The organism is Pseudomonas sp. GM48, from assembly GCF_000282335.1.
Classification (GTDB): Bacteria; Pseudomonadota; Gammaproteobacteria; order Pseudomonadales; family Pseudomonadaceae; genus Aquipseudomonas.
Map to the genome: position 1 here is coordinate 1 of NZ_AKJM01000039.1, position 19,481 is coordinate 19,481.

19 protein-coding genes and 1 pseudogene are annotated in these 19,481 nt (G+C 58.3%); 11 read left to right on the top strand and 9 right to left on the bottom strand.

Annotated elements, in window-relative coordinates; genetic code table 11:
- Positions 1-128: 128 nt before the first annotated feature.
- The 4 genes from PMI28_RS23050 to PMI28_RS23035 form a co-directional block, all read right to left on the bottom strand.
- Positions 129-1,019 (bottom strand): pseudouridine synthase, encoded by an 891-nt coding sequence (locus tag PMI28_RS23050; RefSeq protein WP_007983464.1) that lies wholly within the window; start codon positions 1,017-1,019, stop codon positions 129-131.
- 72 nt (positions 1,020-1,091) lie between these two features.
- Complete coding sequence (locus PMI28_RS23045; RefSeq protein WP_007983466.1) at positions 1,092-1,409, bottom strand: hypothetical protein; 318 nt, start codon at positions 1,407-1,409, stop codon at positions 1,092-1,094.
- Between the two features lie 169 nt (positions 1,410-1,578).
- Positions 1,579-1,815 (bottom strand): glutaredoxin family protein, encoded by a 237-nt coding sequence (locus tag PMI28_RS23040; RefSeq protein WP_007983467.1) that lies wholly within the window; start codon positions 1,813-1,815, stop codon positions 1,579-1,581.
- 104 nt (positions 1,816-1,919) lie between these two features.
- On the bottom strand, positions 1,920-3,128 hold the full coding sequence (locus PMI28_RS23035; protein WP_007983469.1) for an ammonium transporter: 1,209 nt from the start codon (positions 3,126-3,128) through the stop codon (positions 1,920-1,922).
- Between the two features lie 328 nt (positions 3,129-3,456).
- Here PMI28_RS23035 and PMI28_RS23030 point away from each other — a divergent pair, with 328 nt between their 5' ends.
- The 8 genes and pseudogenes from PMI28_RS23030 to PMI28_RS22995 all read left to right on the top strand — a co-directional run.
- Positions 3,457-3,771 carry a DUF883 family protein gene (locus tag PMI28_RS23030; RefSeq protein WP_007983472.1) on the top strand — a complete coding sequence of 105 codons (315 nt, stop codon included), beginning with the start codon at positions 3,457-3,459 and terminating at the stop codon, positions 3,769-3,771.
- Position 3,772: 1 nt separating this feature from the next.
- Entirely contained in the window at positions 3,773-4,162 is a 390-nt protein-coding gene (locus PMI28_RS23025; RefSeq protein ID WP_007983474.1) for a phage holin family protein, read from the top strand.
- On the top strand, positions 4,159-4,503 hold the full coding sequence (locus PMI28_RS23020; RefSeq protein WP_007983476.1) for a hypothetical protein: 345 nt from the start codon (positions 4,159-4,161) through the stop codon (positions 4,501-4,503). The genes PMI28_RS23025 and PMI28_RS23020 overlap by 4 nt, the downstream gene beginning before the upstream one ends.
- 208 nt (positions 4,504-4,711) lie before the next feature.
- Positions 4,712-6,040, top strand: coding sequence for a deoxyguanosinetriphosphate triphosphohydrolase (locus PMI28_RS23015; protein WP_007983478.1), 1,329 nt, complete (start codon positions 4,712-4,714; stop codon positions 6,038-6,040).
- Positions 6,041-6,218: 178 nt separating this feature from the next.
- Positions 6,219-6,611 carry a response regulator gene (locus PMI28_RS23010; protein ID WP_007983480.1) on the top strand — a complete coding sequence of 131 codons (393 nt, stop codon included), beginning with the start codon at positions 6,219-6,221 and terminating at the stop codon, positions 6,609-6,611.
- A gap of 245 nt (positions 6,612-6,856) precedes the next feature.
- Positions 6,857-7,483, top strand: a complete 627-nt coding sequence (locus PMI28_RS23005) for a response regulator transcription factor (RefSeq protein WP_007983483.1) — start codon at positions 6,857-6,859, stop codon at positions 7,481-7,483.
- Positions 7,484-7,491: 8 nt separating this feature from the next.
- Positions 7,492-11,133, top strand: coding sequence for a transporter substrate-binding domain-containing protein (locus PMI28_RS23000; protein WP_007983485.1), 3,642 nt, complete (start codon positions 7,492-7,494; stop codon positions 11,131-11,133).
- A gap of 49 nt (positions 11,134-11,182) precedes the next feature.
- Positions 11,183-11,420, top strand: a pseudogene (locus tag PMI28_RS22995) (hypothetical protein); the annotation flags it as partial.
- A gap of 21 nt (positions 11,421-11,441) precedes the next feature.
- On the opposite strand, the gene PMI28_RS22990 reads toward PMI28_RS22995, so the two are convergent.
- Complete coding sequence (locus PMI28_RS22990; RefSeq protein WP_007983490.1) at positions 11,442-11,924, bottom strand: GAF domain-containing protein; 483 nt, start codon at positions 11,922-11,924, stop codon at positions 11,442-11,444.
- Entirely contained in the window at positions 11,921-12,811 is an 891-nt protein-coding gene (locus PMI28_RS22985; RefSeq protein ID WP_007983492.1) for an ATP-binding protein, read from the bottom strand. The genes PMI28_RS22990 and PMI28_RS22985 overlap by 4 nt, the downstream gene beginning before the upstream one ends.
- Before the next feature lie 123 nt (positions 12,812-12,934).
- On the opposite strand from PMI28_RS22985, the gene PMI28_RS22980 reads away from it, so the two are divergent.
- On the top strand, positions 12,935-15,298 hold the full coding sequence (locus tag PMI28_RS22980) for a hybrid sensor histidine kinase/response regulator (protein ID WP_007983494.1): 2,364 nt from the start codon (positions 12,935-12,937) through the stop codon (positions 15,296-15,298).
- On the opposite strand, the gene PMI28_RS22975 is transcribed toward PMI28_RS22980, so the two are convergent.
- The 3 genes from PMI28_RS22975 to msrB all read right to left on the bottom strand — a co-directional run bounded on the left by PMI28_RS22975 (position 15,282) and on the right by msrB (position 16,816).
- A complete protein-coding gene (locus PMI28_RS22975) occupies positions 15,282-15,743 on the bottom strand; it encodes a MarR family winged helix-turn-helix transcriptional regulator (protein WP_007983496.1) in 462 nt (153 codons plus the stop codon). The two genes, PMI28_RS22980 and PMI28_RS22975, sit on opposite strands and share 17 nt — an antisense overlap.
- A complete protein-coding gene (locus PMI28_RS22970; protein ID WP_007983498.1) occupies positions 15,740-16,225 on the bottom strand; it encodes a glutathione peroxidase in 486 nt (161 codons plus the stop codon). The genes PMI28_RS22975 and PMI28_RS22970 overlap by 4 nt, the downstream gene beginning before the upstream one ends.
- A 195-nt stretch (positions 16,226-16,420) precedes the next feature.
- Positions 16,421-16,816: a peptide-methionine (R)-S-oxide reductase MsrB gene (msrB, locus tag PMI28_RS22965; RefSeq protein ID WP_007983501.1), complete on the bottom strand. Its 396-nt coding sequence runs from the start codon at positions 16,814-16,816 to the stop codon at positions 16,421-16,423.
- 226 nt (positions 16,817-17,042) lie between these two features.
- Here msrB and PMI28_RS22960 point away from each other — a divergent pair, with 226 nt between their 5' ends.
- Positions 17,043-18,254 carry a pyridoxal phosphate-dependent aminotransferase gene (locus PMI28_RS22960; protein WP_007983502.1) on the top strand — a complete coding sequence of 404 codons (1,212 nt, stop codon included), beginning with the start codon at positions 17,043-17,045 and terminating at the stop codon, positions 18,252-18,254.
- 317 nt (positions 18,255-18,571) lie between these two features.
- Positions 18,572-19,462 (top strand): protease HtpX, encoded by an 891-nt coding sequence (gene htpX / locus PMI28_RS22955; protein ID WP_007973520.1) that lies wholly within the window; start codon positions 18,572-18,574, stop codon positions 19,460-19,462.
- The last annotated feature ends 19 nt before the right edge of the window (positions 19,463-19,481 follow it).

The window sequence follows — 19,481 nt, forward strand, 5'->3', positions numbered from 1 at the left end:
CAGGCAGGCCGCGTCAGCTGGACTCACGACTGCTATGCAGCCGAACGCAGCCTCGCGGGCTCGGCAGCTGCTACAGATCGCATTACCGCTTAACTGACTGGCATTAGCGCTTCAGGGTCGTTTTTTGATCACCATTGCAGGGTGATTTCACTCTCGAACGCTCGCTCCTGGCCCGTGACCGGATCGATAAATTTCAGCCCCTGAGCCAGCAATTTCAAAGGATTGGCGTAGTCATCTTCTGCATCCTTGAGCACCTCGGGGTAAAACGGGTCGTTGCAGATACCGGCTCCCAACGCTGCCATATGGACCCGCAGCTGATGTTTCTTGCCCGTTACCGGGTAAAGACCATAACGCCAGAGATCTCCCTGTTTCTCCCTGACCTCTACCGCAGTCTCGGTGTTGCTGGCCCCGGGGCCCTCCTGCATGCGGAAGAACGGTTCGCCATCGACCAGCCGGCTTTTATGAACCAGCGGGAAAGCAAGATCAGGCAACGCCCGTGCGATGGCCTCGTAGCGTTTTTCGATCTGCCGGGTTGGAAACAAGGACTGATAAGCCGAACGAGTCTTCGGGTTGGCGGAAAACAGCACGAGCCCCGCGGTATGCCGGTCAATGCGATGCAATGGCACCAGATGCGGATTATCCAGGCGCCGGATCAAGCGCCTCAGCAGCGTCTGTTCAACGTATTCGCCAGCCGGTGTCACAGGCAGGAAGTGCGGTTTGTCGGCCACCACCAGATGCTCATCCGCGTACAGGATCGACTCGATCACCGGGATCGGCTTTTCATCCGGCACTTCGCGAAAATAATGAATCCGCAAACCTTCCTTGTAGGCCAGGTCGAGGGCGATCGGCATGCCCTGCCCATCGAGGACCCGGCCACGGGCGATTCTGTCCAGCCATTGTTCACGACCGATAGCGCTGAAATGCTCACACAGGCAATCGACAACGGTCTGCCACGGGCCAGGTGGCAAGTAGAGCGTACTGGCCTGACTGTGTGCCGCGGAAAAAGAAGAAGTGGACATACGAAAGCTCTAACCCTCAGTGCAGAGCGGCATTATCCAACAGCAGGGGGGAATGAACCTAGAGGAGATTCCTTATGCCGGGATCTGCGTGCGTGCCGCCGCCTCGGTGTACTCCTTGAGCCAGCGCAGCACATCGACCGCCTCCCAGCGAGCGGGGTCATACAGGGCGTACAACAACCCCTGATAACCCACGACATCGAGTTGCCGGTGATAACCCGCGCGTTGAAACAAGGCTTCGATTTCAGCGAAACAGGTATTGAAATGCGTTTTGTTGAAGGGCGTTTTTCCCTCGGTCACCAGACCATCCAGACGCAACTCACGGACGGCCTCGTGCACGACGTCTGCGGACATCCGGTTCACGCTGCTCTTCAATTGTTCGACATTGACCACGATTCATCCCTCTCACGCCCGGGCTGCCTGCTCGCTCCCGAAAATCGGCAACGGCAGGCAGGCACCGCGAATAGCTGTATACGCATACAGTATCCGATCAACACCGTATAAGCCAAGGGGATCAATCGCAAAGTTCGACAGGCGGGAGCTAGCGCCAGCGCAAAAACGCTTAGCGCAGGAACGCCACCACCTCATCGGCACTGAACGGCCAGCCCAGTTCAGCGCCGGTATCGACTCGTCGCAGCACTGGAATACGCAGGCTGTAAGCTGCGAACCATGTTTCCTTGTCGGCAATATCCACCAGTTCCACCAGCAGACCGCGCTCGACAAACTCCATCAACATGGCTTCAGCCACTTCACAGAGATGGCATCCAAGGGTGCCGAACAGCTGACATTCAGGAAGCATGAGCGCTCAACCAAAAATTGAAGTGATCATTCTAGGCCTGCCCCGAATAGCCGTCGAGCCATTGAGCCCCTGCCCTGATACCACCAACCATGTAGAGACCTGAATCAGTCCTGGCTCACTGCGCCAATCTTGTGAATCGACAAATCCGCGCCGTAATACTCCTCTTCCTGACTCAGGCGCAAGCCATGCAGCGCCTTGATCACGCCGTACACCGAAAACCCGCCGGCCAGGGCTACGGTCACGCCCAGCGCGGTGCCAATCAACTGGCTGATCAGGCTGACCCCACCCAGGCCGCCCAAGGCACTCTGGCCGAAAATGCCGCAGGCAATGCCGCCCCATACACCGCACAAGCCGTGCAGCGGCCACACACCCAATACATCGTCGATACGCCATTTGCCTTGGGCTGCGGTAAAGCACCAGACAAACAGCGCCCCCGCGATGGCACCGGTAACCAGCGCCCCCACGGGATGCATCAGGTCAGAACCGGCACAGATTGCCACGAGCCCCGCCAACGGGCCGTTATGCAGAAAGCCGGGGTCGTTGCGCCCGACAATCAGCGCGGCCACCGTACCGCCAACCATGGCCATCAGCGAGTTCACTGCCACCAGTCCGCTGACACCTTGCAGGGTTTGCGCGCTCATGACGTTGAAGCCGAACCAGCCGACGATCAGGATCCACGAGCCCAACGCCAGAAACGGGATGCTCGATGGCGCGAACGCGACCAGGCGTCCGTCGCGATAACGGCCGTTACGCGGCCCGAGCAACAACACCGCCGCCAGCGCCAGCCAACCGCCCATGGCATGCACCACCACCGAGCCGGCAAAATCATGGAAACCGGCACCAAAGCGCTCCAGCAACCAGGCCTGCAAGCCCAGGTTGCCGTTCCAGACCATGCCTTCGAAGAACGGATAGATAAACGCAACAATCAATGCTGTCGCACACAGTTGCGGGACAAACCTGGCGCGCTCGGCGATCCCTCCGGAAATGATCGCCGGGATCGCCGCGGCAAAGGTCAGCAGGAAGAAAAACTTCACCAGTCCATAGCCATGGTCGGCATTGAGCACGGCCGCTGGTTGCATGAACGTCACGCCATAGGAAATCCAATAGCCTATAAAGAAGTAAGCCAGTGTCGAAACGGCGAAGTCACTGAGGATTTTCGACAGCGCATTGACCTGGTTTTTCTGTCGCACGGTTCCGACTTCGAGAAAGGCAAAACCGGCGTGCATGGCCAGAACCATGACCGCACCGATCAGAATGAACAGCGTGTTGGAGCTATGGACCAGGGTGTCCACGGCGCTTTGCAGATTTTCCATCGGATGGGCAGACCTTATGGCAGAAAAAAGCACCAAAGCAGTTCGCGAAGCCTGTCCATGCACCAAGTTGCGGCTTCGAAGCATCAGCGGACTGATCTCGTTGAACCGCCTTGGTGCACGAACACCGTCCGGGAAAAACGTGCCCCGGACGTTTGCGCGAGTTTTTGATTGTTGGTCCTACGGTTTTACTGAAATCATGCCCGGCTATAGCGCAATGGCGCGGACCGGCGCACCACGACACAGCAAAAGTTGTACCAGTCATTTGTACTGAACCTTCGCCGAAGGCTCATACTCGAACACATCAGAAAGCCACTTATGGAGATCCACCATGGCCCGCACCCAGGCAAAGACTGCTCAAGAAATCCTGATGAACGACTTTCAGACACTGGTCAGTGACACCGAACGGTTGCTGGAGCACACCGCGACCCTGGCCGGCGATCAGGCCGACGAGTTGCGCGAGCAGATTCACGACAGTCTGTTGCGTGCCCGTGAAACCCTGAAGCTGACCGAAGACTCCCTGCGCGAACGCGGCAAGGCTGCTGTCACCGCCACCGAAGACTATGTCCAGGCCAACCCTTGGCAATCCGTCGGGATCGCGGCCGGCGTGGGTTTCCTGATCGGCCTGCTGGCCAGCCGGCGCTGATATGTCGATCGGCGAATCCGGCCCGTCTGTAACGGGAACAAGCTCCTCATCGCGGCGCCTGGGTGCTGCCTTCCTTGGGTTGCTGCACAGCCATGTCGAACTGTTCGGCATCGAATTGCAGGAACAGAAAGCCCGCACCGTCAGCCTGTTGCTGTTTGCCGGCCTGGCCCTGGTGTTTGCGTTGTTGCTGTTGGTGGGATTGTCGACGCTGGTGCTTATCGTGTTTTGGGACACGTATCGCCTGACCGCCATCATCGGGCTCTGTGTGTTCTACACCCTCGCCGCCCTATTCTGTGGAATGCGCTTGAGAGCAGCGATTTTCGATGAGTCCTCGCCCTTCAATGGCACGCTGGAAGAGCTGGCCAACGATCGGGAGCGCCTGCTGCCATGAGCCTGCCTGAACTGCCACACAACAGCTCGCGCACGGAAATGCGCAAGGCACTGATCCGTCTGCGCATGGAAATGCATCGTCAGGAAATCCGCCACGAATCAGCGCAACTGCTGCAACCCTTGCAACGCGTGCGCGGGATGACGCAAAACCTGCAGGACGGCTTCGGCATCAAACACGCGCCACTCTGGGGCGTGGCCGCCGTCACCTTGCTGGGCTTTCTGACCGGCAAGGGTGCAAAAAACGGTGGTGGCCTCGGCAGTCTGACCCGGCTGGTCCAGCTCGGCACCACACTGGGGCCGCTGATCAAACTGATCATGCAGGGCTCTTCGCGCAAAGACTGACCGGTTTCTTTCTGGCTGCACTCTTGCAACATCAACGGGATGCGCCCCTCTATCGAGGGGGGGCCATCCTGTGCACCTGCCCGGTCAACAGGCACCCTCCAGAAACAACACCTTGCCAGGGAAACCTGGTGATCGACGAGTTCCGCTTGCAGGTCATGGCGCGAAACGGGAAGCTAGGCCATCAGTCACCTGACGGAGAGACCCCGCCTTGGATTGGCACACCCTGCTTACCCGCGAACGCCTCGGAAAACCGCTGCACAGCCCTGAAGAGCTCGGCCGCAGTCCTTTTCACAAAGACCATGACCGCATTATTTTTTCGGGGGCTTTCCGTCGCCTCGGGCGCAAGACCCAGGTTCATCCGGTGTCCAGCAATGATCACATTCATACGCGCCTGACCCACTCACTGGAAGTCAGTTGCGTGGGGCGCTCACTGGGCATGCGGGTCGGCGAAACCATCCGCAACGCCCTGCCCGACTGGTGCGAACCCAGCGACCTGGGGATGGTGGTGCAATCGGCCTGCCTGGCACACGACATCGGCAACCCGCCTTTCGGCCACTCCGGTGAAGACGCGATCCGGCACTGGTTCCAGCAAGCAGCAGGACGTGGCTGGCTGGATGCAATGAGTGAAGCCGAGCGCAATGACTTCCTGAACTTCGAAGGCAATGCCCAAGGCTTTCGGGTACTCACCCAACTGGAGTATCACCAGTTCGACGGCGGCACCCGACTGACATATGCAACGCTGGGTACGTACTTGAAATATCCATGGGCGGCCAAGCACGCCGACTCGCTGGGCTACAAAAAACACAAGTTCGGGTGTTATCAGAGCGAGCTGCCGCTATTGGAGCAGATCGCCCATAAACTCGGCCTGCCGCAACTGGAGGAGCAACGCTGGGCACGGCATCCGCTGGTGTACCTGATGGAAGCCGCCGACGACATCTGCTATGCGCTGATCGACCTGGAAGACGGCCTGGAAATGGAGTTGCTGGAATACGCCGAAGTCGAGTCCCTGCTGCTGGGCCTGGTGGGCGATGACTTGCCGGAGACCTACCGCCAGCTCGGTCCTGGTGATTCGCGCCGACGCAAACTGGCGATCCTGCGCGGTAAAGCCATCGAACACTTGACCAATGCGGCGGCCCGCGCCTTTGTCGAGCAACAGGACGCGCTGCTGGCCGGTACGCTGCCCGGCGATCTCGTGGAACACATGCACGGTCCGGCCAAGCGCTGCGTGTTGAATGCCAAGGACATGGCTCGCAAGAAAATCTTCCAGGACAAGCGCAAGACCCTGCATGAGATCGGCGCCTACACCACGCTGGAAATCCTGCTCAACGCCTTTTGCGGTGCAGCGCTGGAGCAGCACAACGGTCGTACCCCGTCGTTCAAGAGCCGCCGCATCCTTGACCTGCTGGGCAACAACGCCCCCGATCCTCATGGTCCATTGCACACTTCGTTTTTGCGCATGATTGACTTCATCGCCGGCATGACCGACAGCTATGCCGGTGACATGGCCCTGGAGATGACCGGCCGCTCCCGCCACTAAGGTGTGTCGATTGATCAGCCATTACGGCACCGGTTATGGCTGATCAACCCTTCAACATCCAACAACACTCAAGTTTCGTCGAATCGCCCTACAGCACATGGCGAGCGAACTGATCGCTTGCCCAACACACTCGCGAAACAATCGCCCTCCCTTCTGTTCGACAGATGAAGTGCGCCCCATGGCCGAAAACGATCTACGCATCCTCGTGGTGGAAGACCACCCCTTCCAACTAATAGCCACTCAATACCTGCTGGAAAGTTATGGCTTCAACCGACTGACTACCACCGACAGCGCCAAAGGCGCCATGCAGCAAATGCTCGGGGCTGCCCAACCGTTCGACGTCCTTTTATGCGATCAATGCCTGCCCGATCTGACGGGACTCGATCTGGTCCGGTTCGCCAGCCAGCGAGGGTTGATCAGGCAGGCGATCATTCTGAGCAGTCTGACGACTTCTGAACTGGATGAACTTGAAAAAGCGGCCACTGAACACGGGCTGCCATTATTGGGTTACTTGATAAAACCATTGAAACAATCTGAATTTAGAAACTTGTTGACCTCAGCACCACTGTAAAAAACACACATGCAATAGTCGAAAAACAAACAACAAAAAACTCACAGGAAACCTTCTTTTAAAGCACACCTGAACATTGGCCAGATTCAGCCTTCCTAATAAAAAACCTAGTTAATGCGTAGTCCAATTCTTTTTAATCTGTAGGACTTCTCCTATATTGCTGCTACAGCTCCGTCAGTTCATGCGTCCCTTCAAGTATCTGAGCTAAGGTGCGCGCTTTATTTGAGCTTGCATGGGACTTGATTATGAACTCCGTTTTTATTGTCGACGATCACCCCGTTATCCGCCTTGCCGTTCGAATGTTACTGGAACATGAAGGTTACAAAGTCGTCGGCGAAACTGACAATGGGGTCGACGCCATGCAGATGGTTCGCGAATGCATGCCGGACCTGGTCATTCTCGACATCAGCATTCCAAAGCTGGATGGCCTGGAAGTGCTATCCCGATTCAACGCAATGAGCACACCCCTTAAAACACTGGTACTGACGGCACAATGCCCGACACTTTTCGGCATTCGTTGCATGCAATCCGGTGCATCGGGCTATGTCTGCAAACAAGAAGACATCAGTGAACTGGTCAGCGCGATAAAAGCGGTATTTGCAGGTTACAACTATTTCCCGAGCGAGACTTTGAACCCCGTCCGCGGAGATGAAACACGCTGCATCGAACTGGAACTGTTCAAAACCGTGAACGACCGGGAATTGATGGTCTTGCAACTTTTTGCCCAAGGTCGCACGAACAAGGAAATCGCCAAGGGAATGTTTCTGAGCAACAAGACTGTGAGCACCTACAAAAAGCGCCTCATGCAGAAACTCAAAGCCAAATCCCTGGTTGAACTTATCGAGATGGCAAAACGTAACGCACTAGTGTGAGAACCTGGATGCCCAGCCGTTTGAAGGTCTATCTGATTCAAGTGACCGCAGGCCTATGCGTGAGCACCTCGTTGTTCGGGGCACCGGGCAGTGAACAATACACGCTGCTCAGCCGCTCGAAGGCCGGGGCTCTGGAGGTTCGACTGGATGAATCCCAACGACAGTGGATACAACGCAAACATCGACTGACCCTTGGTACGTCCGCCCCGGACTATCCGCCTTTCGACCTGACGACCAGTGGTCAGGACTATGAAGGGTTTACTGCCGATTACGCCGGCCTTCTGGAAAAAACAACCGGTCTGCCTGTCACGGTTCTGCGTTTCGATTCCCGAGGGGCAGCGATCGCTGCACTGCAAAACGGCGAAGTGGATCTGCTCGGCACCGCCAATGGCTTCGAAGCTGGCAATGCCGGTATTGCTCTGTCCACACCCTATGCCGTCGACCAACCCGTATTGGTGACCCGTGAAAGGGAAACCCGATCCCTTGCCGATGGCCTGGCCGGATTGCGCCTGAGCATGGTGTATCACTACTTGCCGCTGCCGGAAGTCAGGGCGTTGTATCCGAAGGCGATCATCACGTCCTATCCGTCCTACCAGAATGCGATCAACGCCGTTGCCTTCGACCAGGCGGACGTGTTTCTCGGTGACACCATTTCAACTCACTACATGATCAACAAGGGGTATTTGAATAACATCCGCATGGCCAACTTCGGCAAACACGAAGCCCATGGTTTCAGCTTTGCCGTGAACAGGAACAACCCCGAACTGCTCGGCATCATCAACTCGATGATCGGGGCCATCCCCTCCAGTGAACGAGAAAACATCGCCAAACGCTGGAGCGCCGGTAGCGACATTCTGCTTACCGATCAAAAGCTGCAACTCACTGACCGGGAAGAACGCTGGCTGGCACACCATCCGATGGTGCGCGTGGTCGTCAACGAAGCCTTTGCGCCACTGACGTTTTTCGACAGCAATGGCAACTTTCGCGGGGTCACCGCTGACTTGCTTGAACTGATCAGGCTGCGCACCGGCTTGCGCTTTGACATCCGACGCAGTCGAAGCGATGACGAGATGATCGAACAGATCAGGAACAACAAGGCCGATGTGATCGCCGCACTGCTCCCCAGCACCCAACGTCAGACCCAACTGAACTTTACCCGCCCCTTTCTGGAGAATTCTTCCGTCCTGCTGACCCGCAAAGCCGCCGACAGCCCGGCCAACCTTGAGCAGTTGCAGGACAAGCGCCTGGCAATTGCCCGAGGCAACCCACTCATGGACTACCTGCGCAGAGAGTTTCCCCGGATCAGGTTGATCGAAACCCAGGACACCTTCAGCGCCGTAGAGATGCTTGCCGAAGGTCGGGCCGACGGCGCCGTGAATTCACTGATCATTGCCAACTACTTCATTTCGTCGCGGCTCTTCGAGCACACATTGCAAATCAGCACCACCATCGGCACCGAGCAGGCGGCGTTCTCCCTTGCCACAGCCCGGGACGCCAAAGAGTTGAACGCCATCCTCGACAAGGCGTTACTGAGCATCTCACCGGAGGAACTGGGCATCATCAACAGTCGCTGGCGCGGCTACTCGGCGTCCTCGCAAAGCACCTGGCGCAACTATCAAAGACTGTTCTACCAGATCGTCATCGGTGCAGGCGTGTTGCTGCTGATTTCCATTGCGTGGAACGATTACATGCGACGCCAGATCAAGCAGCGCAAGGCCGCCGAACGTGCGTTGAACGATCAATTCGAGTTCATGCGATCGCTGGTCAATGGCACGCCGCATCCGATTTACGTACGTGATTGCCAGGGGCTACTGCAAAGTTGCAACGACAGTTACCTGCAGGCGTTCTGCGCCAGGCGTGAAGATGTCATTGGCAAAAGCGTCATGCAGGGATCGATGAGCAATGTGTTCGAAGCCCGGGAGTACCAGGCCGACTATCAGCGCGTGGTGGCCGAGGGCAGACCGCTGATTGTCGATCGCGAGCTGCATATCGGTGGCCGGAAGCTGACGATCTATCACTGGATTCTGCCCTATCGGGATTCCAGCGCAAAAGTCCAAGGCATTATCGGTGGCTGGATCGACATCAGCGAACGGCGGCAACTGCTCGATGACCTGCGTTACGCGAAAGAGCGTGCCGATAAAGCCAACCGGGCCAAAAGCACGTTTCTGGCCACGATGAGCCATGAAATCCGCACGCCGATGAACGCGATCATCGGCATGCTCGAACTGACACTCAAGCGTCTTGATCATCAGCACCCGGAGCGTCCGGCCATTGATGTCGCGTACAACTCGGCGCAAGGGTTGCTGGAGCTGATCGGCGACATTCTCGACATCGCCAGAATCGAATCGGGACGCTTGAGCCTGAGCCCGGAGCGCGTCAACCCGGGTGAACTTGTGGCCTCGGTCCTACGGATTTTCGATGGTCTGGCTCGACAGAAGGAACTCGAGCTGGTGCTGGAGTTTTCGTCGGTCAACCCGGCCGTCGATGTGCTGCTGGACCCTTTGCGCTTCAAGCAAGTGCTCTCCAACCTGGTCAGCAATGCCATCAAGTTTACCGAGCATGGCCAGGTCCGGGTCATTGTCGACCTGCATCCGGCAACGGAACCCGAGCACGTGCAAATGCGGGTGCAGGTTCACGACAGTGGTATCGGGATCAGCGAACAGGATCAACAGCGCCTGTTCGAACCCTTTGCCCAGGCCGACAACGCCATGCAATCGGCCAGAGGGGGCGCAGGGCTGGGGCTGGTGATCAGCCGCAACCTGTGCGAAATGATGGGCGGCAGCCTGCAATTGCACAGTGAGCCGGGCGTCGGCACTCAAGTGCAGGTTTTACTGCAACTGGCAACGTTGCCGCTGCAACAGTCAGCCCAGGTAGCCGAAACGCAAGTCGTCATCGCTACAACTCCATTGAATGTTCTGGTGGTCGACGATCACTCGGCCAATCGTCTGCTCACCTGCCAGCAACTGGAGTTTATTGGCCATCGATTCACCGTCGCGGCCGATGGCAAGGAGGGATTCGAGGTGTGGAAAGACCAACCGTTTGATCTGGTGATCGCCGACTGCAACATGCCGGTCATGAACGGTTACGAGCTGGCCCGCGCCATTCGCCGGCATGAACGACAAAACCATCGTCCTCCCTGCACCGTTCTCGGGTTTACCGCCAACGCACAACCGGAAGAAATACAACGCTGCAAACAAGCCGGAATGGACGACTGCCTGTTCAAACCCCTCAGCCTTGGCGCCTTGAGTCAATGGGTGGAAGGCATTGAACCGGCCCATGCAGCCCCGGCGTTCAGCCTCCAGGGGTTGAAACTGCTGACCGGGGGTAACCCGATCTTGAACCAGCGATTGCTGAACGAGTTGGTGAGCAGCAACCGCCAGGACCTGCAAACACTGCTGTCGCTATCCAGCTCCGGGGACACGCAGGCGTTGCAGGACATTGCCCACAAAATCAAAGGCGCGGCCCGGATAGTGCAGGCCTCTCGTTTGATCGACCGCTGTGAGGCGCTCGAAGCAGCCTGCCATAAGGATTCCGATCACGAAAAAGTGGCTGGATGCTGCAAAACCATGGAGCGCGCCATGCTTGAGCTGGAGCACGCGTTACTACGTCAGATCGAGCATTGCGACGAAAGCAAAATGACAGAGCCTTAACTATGCCTGGACCCTCAGCAGCGTGTTGACCATCCTGGAGAAAACCGCAATGCCTGACCCACTGCGCACGGACCCACGCCGGTTTCCCCTGCATGTCCATATCAGCGTGATGTTCACCTTTTTGTTGTTGCTGACCGGGGTGGTGCCGGGTCTTTTCAACTATCGGCAAACCACACAAATCATACTGTCCAGCAGTGAAAAACTCTTCAACCGCATTGAGCAGGATGTCCGGCTGGACCTGTACGCCCCCCCATGAACCCATTCGTCATCTGTCGAGCCTGCTGGCCAAGGCAGGCCTGGCATCTTGATCAGCAGTCGGTCAGGCGCAGGAAAATCGCCGCCAGTCGTTCGATTCCAGCCTGGTCCTGTGCGCTGAAGCGCGCGAGCTTCGGACTGTCGAGATCGAGCACGCCGATCAATCGGCCGTCCTTGACCAGCGGCACCACCAGTTCGCTGTTCGAGGCGCTGTCGCAGGCAATGTGGCCGGGAAACGCGTGAACATCTTCGACCCGTTGGGTCTGCAAGGTGGCTGCGGCCGCCCCGCATACACCGCGACCGAACGGAATCCGCACGCAAGCGATCTGCCCCTGAAACGGGCCCAACACCAGTTCTTCATTGCGGTTGAGGTAGAAACCGGCCCAGTTCAAGTCATCGAGCTGATTGAACAGAAACGCCGAGAACTGCGCGGCATTGGCAATGAAATCCCGCTCGTCCGCCAACAAGGACTCAAGCTGCGCGTGCAGCATGCCGTAGCCTTCGAGGCCCTGGCCGCTCTTTTGTAAATCGATCATGCCTTGTGCTCCAACAGCTTCAGCCCGACCCAATAACGGGCAAATTGATAGGCGCAACGTCCATTGCGATTGCCACGGCCGGTGGCCCAGCGCACCGCCAGAATGTCCAGCTCTTCGCTGCGCTGCCACACCAGTCCGGCCTTGCCGGCCAACTGGCCGATCCAGTGCTCGACGACGTTGAGGAAATGTTCCTGGGTAAACGGATAGAATGACAGCCACAGGCCGAAGCGATCCGACAGCGCGATTTTGTCTTCCACCGCTTCGCTGGGATGCAGTTCGCCGTCGACCCGTTTCCAGTTTTCGTTGTCACTTTCCTTTTCCGGCACCAGGTGGCGACGGTTGGACGTGGCGTACAGCAAAACGTTGTCCGGCGCCTGTTCCAGCGAGCCATCGAGGACGCTTTTGAGTACCCGGTATTCGCCCTCGCCCGACTCGAACGAGAGGTCATCGCAAAACAGCACGAAACGCTGGGGCAGTTTGGCGATCTGTTCGACCACTCGCGGCAAGTCTGCCAGGTGATCACGCTCAATCTCGATCAGGCGCAAACCGGCTTGAGCGTGCTCGGCCAACAAGGCGCGCACCAGCGATGACTTGCCGGTACCGCGCGAGCCCCAGAGCAAGGCGTGGTTGGCGGGCATGCCGTCGAGGAACTGTTGGGTATTGCGCCCAAGCTGTTCGACTTGCCGGTCGACGCCGATCAGGTCTGACAACCGCATGTCGAGGCTTACCTCCAGCGGCAACAGATAGCCGCCGCGCGACTCACGCTGCCAGCGCGCGGCCAGGCAATGCGTCCAGTCGATGGCTGGCCGGGGCGCCGGCAGCAACGGCTCGATACGGGCCAGAACGGCATCAGCGCGTTCAAGAAAAGCATTCAATCGGGAATCCACGACTTCTCCTCAGGCACGTTCACAGTAATGATGGTGATACAGCGACGAAATACAGCGTCAGACAAGTGGCTGCCCCCGCGATACAGGCCCCGCGTGAACATCAATAGGCTGGCATGATCGACTATGCTAGAGCAGCGAAAGGAAACGGAAGTGGTTCACCCCCCCATGGATATCAAATTCACCAACCGGCTGTCGTTCAAGCAAGCCCGGCTTACCGTGCTGGTCGGTTTCATTCTGGGCACGCTGCTCAGCCTGCTGCAAATAGGCATCGATTATGCCAGTGAAGACGCCTCCATCAATCGTGAAATCCTTTCATTACTGGAAATCAGCCACAACCCGGCCTCGCGAATCGCCTACAACATCGACGCCGAACTCGCCAAGGAACTGACCCTGGGCCTGCTGCGCTCGCCAGCGATCATTGCCGCGAAACTGACCGACAACAACGGCACCGTGCTGGCCAGCGTCAAGCGACCCAGTGCGCAAAACGGATACCGGATGCTCAGTGACTTCCTGTTCGACGCCAATCGACAGTTCGAAGACCGACTTTACCTGGATCATCTACCCAACGAATCCCTGGGTACGCTGCAGCTGAACGTCGACACTTACTCCTTCGGCAACCGGTTCCTGCGCCGGGCCGAGGTGACCCTGCTCAATGGCTTTGCACGCAGCCTGCTGCTGTCCGGCATCCTGCTGGCGCTGTTTTATGTAATGCTGACCACCCCCCTGGTGCGGGTCATCCGTGAACTCAGCGGTCGCGACCCGAGCAGTACCGAGCCGACCTCACTGGAATGTCCCACCGGGCACGCCAACGATGAGATCGGCGTACTGGTCAAGGTTGCCAACCAGCAATTCAAAAACACCGCCACCGAAATCCAGCAGCGACGCAACGCGGAAAACCGCCTGACCGAGTATCTCGGCCAACTGGAAAACATCGTCTCGGCCCGCACTGCCGAACTCAAGGCGATCAATGCCCGGCTGAGCCAATCCAACGAGGAACTGGAAGCCGCCCGCAGTACCGCCCTGGACATGGCCGAAGCCCGCTCGGTGTTCCTGGCCAACATGAGCCATGAAATTCGCACGCCACTCAATGGTTTGCTCGGGATGATCGCGCTGTCCCTCGACGGGCCGCTGAATGCCGAACAACAGCAGCAGCTGTCCATTGCCCATGACTCGGGCAAAGTGCTGGTGGAATTACTCAACGATATTCTCGACTTGTCGAAGTTCGATGCCGGTCAACTCGAACTCGAACACATCCCCTTCGACCTCGGCTCGCTGATCGAAGACACCGCCAACCTGTTATCGCAGAACGCCGCCCCCAGTGTCGAACTGACCTGCCTGATCGATCCGCACTTCCCGGCACTGGTGCTCGGCGATCCGACCCGGGTGCGGCAGATCGTCAGCAATCTGCTGTCCAACGCCCTCAAGTTCACCCGTTTCGGACGGGTCGACGTGCGCCTGTCGACGTTCGGGGACGGCGTCAGAATCGAAGTCTGCGACACCGGCATCGGCATCCCTCAGGATGCTCAGGTCAAAATCTTCCAGCCTTTCACCCAGGCTGGTGCCGGTATTACCCGCCAATTTGGTGGCACCGGGCTCGGCCTGGCCCTGACCTACAACCTTTGCGAGGCCATGCAAGGGCGCCTGACAATCAGCTCCGAGCCAGGCTTTGGCAGCCAGTTCTGCGCGGACTTGCCATTGCCCATCCATACCCATGCAATACCTGCTGTTTTGCTCAAGGGCAAAGTCATCGCCATCACTGCTGCCAGCAGCGGGCTGGGCGAATTGCTCAACAATCTGTTGCCGGGATGGGGGCTGGACTATGAACGGCGCTCCTTGAATGACTCACTGCTTGGACTGACAGCCGACGTGCTCATCACCGACTGTCCCGAATGCCTGTTCAATTTGCGCCCCACCCTCAGCGCGCCGATCCTGCTGATCACCGCTTATGGCAATTTCATGCCCAGCGAAGAGGCCAACGCCCTCGCCCCCTTGCAACAACAGGCACGCCCCTTGGCACGCAATACGCTGTATCAGATGTTGCGACGGATCCTGCAACCGGAAACCCACCCGATCAATGATGTCCGGCTCGATACGCAATCCCCGCTACGCCGCGGGCGTGTGCTGCTGGTGGAAGATAATCCGGTCAACCAGCTGGTGGCCAAGGGCATGCTCGGCAAGCTCGGCTGCGAGGTCACCACCGCGGCTCATGGTGGCGAGGCTCTGGATCAACTTGAGCAACGGGAATTCGACCTGGTGCTGATGGACTGCAACATGCCGGTGATGGACGGCTATGAGGCCAGCCGGCAAATCCGCCGCAGCGGACGCTGGCCGCAACTGCCCATCGTCGCCCTGACGGCCAACGCCATGTCGGAAGAGCGCGAACGCTGTCGTGCCGCGGGCATGAGCGACTACCTGGCAAAACCTTTCCGGCGAGAGGAACTGGCCGCCTTGCTGGACTTGTGGATCCCTGCTACGACAGCGCCTTGATCTGCCCCAACAGGTGATCGAGGCCATCGCGCAAGTCGTTGAGACGATTCAGATCAACCCCGCTGTCGCACAACAGACGCGCCTTGAGTGGCCCGACCTGATCGCGCAAGGCCATGCCGGCTGGCGACAGGCTCAGATGCACTTCACGCTCATCGCGCGCCGAACGCTGACGCTGCACCAGTTGCAGTTGCTCGAGGCGCTTGAGCAACGGTGTCAGCGTGCCGGAATCCAGGGCCAGGCGCTCGCCCAATGCCTTGACGGTCGGTTGCTCCGGGGCGGCTTCCTGCCACTCCCACAGCACCAGCATCGCCAGGTACTGAGGGTACGTCAGGCCCAACTGATCGAGCATTGGCTTGTAGGCGCGAATCACCGCCCGGGAAGCAGCGTACAGCTTGAAACACAGCTGGCTGTCGAGTTTCAGTGAATCGACGGACAAGGTGTTCATTTGAGCAAGGCTTCGATCTCGCGGGTCAGGTCCTGCGGCTTGGTCGCCGGGGCGAAACGCTTGACCAGTTGCCCGTCCTTGCCGATCAGGAACTTGGTGAAGTTCCACTTGATGCCCTGGGAACCCAGCACACCCGGTGCGCGTTTTTTCAGTTGCACGAACAGCGGATGGGCGTCGGCACCATTGACCTCGATCTTTTTGAACAGCGGAAAGCTGACTCCGAAGTTCAGCTCGCAGAACTCGGAGATCGCCCCTTCGTTGCCCGGCTCTTGCTTGCCGAACTGGTTGCAGGGAAAACCGAGCACCACCAGGCCCTGGTCCTTGTAGGTCTGCCACAGCTCTTCCAGGCCTTTGTACTGCGGAGTGAAACCGCATTTGCTGGCCGTGTTGACCACCAGCACGGCTTTGCCGGCGAAATCCGCCAGGGTCTTTTGCTCACCCTTGATCGTGGTGCAAGGGATACTCAGCAGGTTGTCGCTCATGATGAAAGCTCCGGATTCGGGAAGTTGAGCCAAACATAGCGAGCAATTGAATTGTGTGCAATTTAAATTATCGAACGCCAATCCACTGTAGGAGCGAGCTTGCTCGCGATGGTCGTCAACGATAACGCGGGAAGCCTGGTGCTCCGAGTTGTTCTCTGGTCCATCGCGAGCAAGCTCGCTCCTACAGGGCTCGCATTACTCGCGGGGCACCAGGTCCAGGCACACCGAATTGATGCAATAACGCAGACCGGTCGGCGGTGGGCCATCCGGGAACACGTGGCCAAGGTGCGCGTCGCATTTGGCGCAGACCACTTCGGTGCGGATCATGCCGTGGCTGACATCACGGATTTCGGTCATGGCGCTTTCGCCGATTGGCGCATAGAAACTCGGCCAGCCGCAGCCGGAATCGAATTTGGTCGTGGAGTCGAACAGCGGTTCGTTACAGCAGATGCAGTGGTAGACACCGTCGGTTTTGGTGGCGTTGTATTTGCCGGAAAACGGACGTTCGGTGCCTTTGAGGCGGCACACGTTGTACTGCTCTGGATCGAGCATCGCCTTCCATTCTTCCAGGGTTTTTTCCAACTTTTCCATCATCACACCTCAGCGGCTGAAAAAGCCCGATCTGTACCTTTTCCACGGATCGGGCGGCACGTATGATTGCGCCTCGTCAAACGCCAGTCTGGCAGCCAGACCACGCGCATTCAAACGGAAATATGGGTGCTGCATCTCAAGGCGTCAGGCCTGTGTGAATACGCAGGATTCCCAGCACGGTTGTCCAAACGCCGTCTGGATCGTTCATTTTCGGGAACACATCGCCATGCAGGTCAGCAAATCGAACAAGCTCGCCAACGTCTGCTACGACATTCGCGGCCCGGTGCTCAAGCACGCCAAACGCCTGGAAGAGGAAGGCCATCGCATCCTCAAGCTGAACATCGGCAACCCGGCGCCTTTTGGTTTCGAAGCGCCGGATGAAATTCTCCAGGACGTGATCCGCAACCTGCCGACCGCCCAGGGTTATAGCGACTCCAAGGGCCTGTTTAGTGCGCGCAAGGCCGTGATGCAGTATTACCAGCAAAAGCAGGTAGAAGGCGTCGGCATTGAAGACATCTACCTGGGCAACGGCGTTTCCGAACTGATCGTGATGTCGATGCAGGCCCTGCTCAACAATGGCGACGAAGTGCTGGTGCCTGCGCCTGACTATCCATTGTGGACTGCAGCCGTGAGCCTGTCCGGCGGCAATCCGGTGCATTACCTGTGCGACGAGCAAGCCAATTGGTGGCCAGACCTGGCTGACATCAAGGCCAAGATCACCCCGAACACCAAGGCCCTGGTGATCATCAACCCGAACAACCCGACCGGCGCGGTGTACTCCAAGGAAGTGTTGCTGGGCATGCTGGAACTGGCCCGCCAGCACAATCTGGTGGTGTTCTCCGACGAGATCTACGACAAGATCCTCTACGACGATGCCGTGCACATCTGCACCGCCTCCCTGGCGCCGGACCTGCTGTGCCTGACCTTCAACGGTCTGTCCAAGTCCTATCGCGTGGCCGGCTTCCGTTCCGGCTGGATTGCCATTTCCGGCCCGAAACACCACGCCCAGAGCTACATCGAAGGCATCGACATGCTGGCGAACATGCGCCTGTGTGCCAACGTGCCGAGCCAGCACGCGATCCAGACTGCCCTGGGTGGCTATCAGAGCATCAATGACCTGGTGCTGCCGCCGGGCCGCTTGCTCGAACAACGCAACCGCACCTGGGAGTTGCTCAACGACATTCCGGGCGTAAGCTGCGTCAAGCCGATGGGGGCGCTGTATGCATTCCCGCGGATCGACCCCAAGGTCTGCCCGATCCATAACGACGAAAAGTTCGTTCTCGACCTGCTGCTCTCCGAGAAGCTGCTGGTGGTTCAAGGCACCGCATTCAACTGGCCATGGCCAGACCACTTCCGCGTCGTGACCCTGCCCCGTGTCGATGACCTGGACATGGCCATTGGACGCATCGGCAACTTCCTCAAGTCCTACCGCCAGTAAGCGGCCAGTCACCGTGCGACGCTCCCGTACGTCGCACGGTGATTCATTCAGCAACACACGTATGCGCTCCGCCGATGGCAGCTACTTCGCTTCCTGCCGGATAACACCTTGCCTGCTTGCGCCTAACAAAGGCTGGGGCACTCGACGTTATTTGACTGACAAACACTTCCCGCACTCGCGTCGGAAATGCCCTGCAAGCAGCTAGACTGTTGCCGTAGGACACAGTTTGAAATAGTCACCCGGTTGAATACCCCGGTGCAGCACCTTATATACCCCGCAGTACGCTACATATTTAGCATGAGGAGATTTCTACAACCATGATGCGCATCCTGCTGTTCTTGGCCACTAACCTGGCGGTCGTGCTGATTGCCAGCATCACCCTGAGCCTTTTCGGCTTCAACGGGTTCATGGCGGCCAACGGGGTTGATCTCAACCTCAATCAGCTGCTGATTTTCTGTGCGGTCTTTGGTTTCGCCGGTTCGCTGTTCTCGCTGTTCATCTCCAAGTGGATGGCGAAGATGAGCACCAGCACCCAGATCATCACCCAGCCACGCACCCGTCACGAGCAATGGCTGCTGCAAACCGTCGAGCAACTGTCCCGCGAAGCCGGGATCAAGATGCCCGAAGTCGGTATCTTCCCGGCCTACGAGGCGAATGCCTTCGCCACCGGCTGGAACAAGAACGACGCGCTGGTCGCGGTCAGCCAGGGTTTGCTCGAGCGCTTCTCGCCGGATGAAGTGAAAGCCGTTCTGGCCCACGAAATCGGCCACGTAGCCAACGGCGACATGGTTACCCTGGCATTGATCCAGGGCGTGGTGAACACCTTCGTGATGTTCTTCGCACGGATCATCGGCAATTTCGTCGACAAAGTGATCTTCAAGAACGAAGAAGGCCAGGGCATTGCCTACTACGTAGCGACCATCTTCGCCGAACTGGTTCTGGGCATCCTGGCCAGCGCCATCGTCATGTGGTTCTCGCGCAAGCGGGAATTCCGCGCCGATGAAGCAGGTGCAAACCTGGCCGGCACCGCCGCGATGATTGGCGCCCTGCAACGCCTGCGGGCGGAACAGGGGCTGCCGGTGCACATGCCCGACACCCTGAACGCCTTCGGCATCAACGGTGGCATCAAGCAAGGGTTTGCCCGCATGTTCATGAGCCACCCGCCGCTGGAAGAGCGTATCGACGCCCTGGCTCGTCGCCGCGGCTAAGAGGCTCCACCGCAAATGA

What these genes read in the sequence shown, in the direction of transcription:
- PMI28_RS23050 (WP_007983464.1), bottom strand. Translation starts at nt 1,019, where the DNA reads ATGTCCACTTCTTCTTTTTCCGCGGCACACAGTCAGGCCAGTACGCTC.
- PMI28_RS23040 (WP_007983467.1), bottom strand. Translation starts at nt 1,815, where the DNA reads ATGCTTCCTGAATGTCAGCTGTTCGGCACCCTTGGATGCCATCTCTGT.
- PMI28_RS23035 (WP_007983469.1), bottom strand. Translation starts at nt 3,128, where the DNA reads ATGGAAAATCTGCAAAGCGCCGTGGACACCCTGGTCCATAGCTCCAAC.
- PMI28_RS23030 (WP_007983472.1), top strand. Translation starts at nt 3,457, where the DNA reads ATGGCCCGCACCCAGGCAAAGACTGCTCAAGAAATCCTGATGAACGAC.
- PMI28_RS23025 (WP_007983474.1), top strand. Translation starts at nt 3,773, where the DNA reads ATGTCGATCGGCGAATCCGGCCCGTCTGTAACGGGAACAAGCTCCTCA.
- PMI28_RS23020 (WP_007983476.1), top strand. Translation starts at nt 4,159, where the DNA reads ATGAGCCTGCCTGAACTGCCACACAACAGCTCGCGCACGGAAATGCGC.
- PMI28_RS23010 (WP_007983480.1), top strand. Translation starts at nt 6,219, where the DNA reads ATGGCCGAAAACGATCTACGCATCCTCGTGGTGGAAGACCACCCCTTC.
- PMI28_RS23005 (WP_007983483.1), top strand. Translation starts at nt 6,857, where the DNA reads ATGAACTCCGTTTTTATTGTCGACGATCACCCCGTTATCCGCCTTGCC.
- PMI28_RS23000 (WP_007983485.1), top strand. Translation starts at nt 7,492, where the DNA reads ATGCCCAGCCGTTTGAAGGTCTATCTGATTCAAGTGACCGCAGGCCTA.
- PMI28_RS22990 (WP_007983490.1), bottom strand. Translation starts at nt 11,924, where the DNA reads ATGATCGATTTACAAAAGAGCGGCCAGGGCCTCGAAGGCTACGGCATG.
- PMI28_RS22980 (WP_007983494.1), top strand. Translation starts at nt 12,935, where the DNA reads ATGCTAGAGCAGCGAAAGGAAACGGAAGTGGTTCACCCCCCCATGGAT.
- PMI28_RS22975 (WP_007983496.1), bottom strand. Translation starts at nt 15,743, where the DNA reads ATGAACACCTTGTCCGTCGATTCACTGAAACTCGACAGCCAGCTGTGT.
- PMI28_RS22970 (WP_007983498.1), bottom strand. Translation starts at nt 16,225, where the DNA reads ATGAGCGACAACCTGCTGAGTATCCCTTGCACCACGATCAAGGGTGAG.
- msrB (WP_007983501.1), bottom strand. Translation starts at nt 16,816, where the DNA reads ATGGAAAAGTTGGAAAAAACCCTGGAAGAATGGAAGGCGATGCTCGAT.
- PMI28_RS22960 (WP_007983502.1), top strand. Translation starts at nt 17,043, where the DNA reads ATGCAGGTCAGCAAATCGAACAAGCTCGCCAACGTCTGCTACGACATT.
- htpX (WP_007973520.1), top strand. Translation starts at nt 18,572, where the DNA reads ATGATGCGCATCCTGCTGTTCTTGGCCACTAACCTGGCGGTCGTGCTG.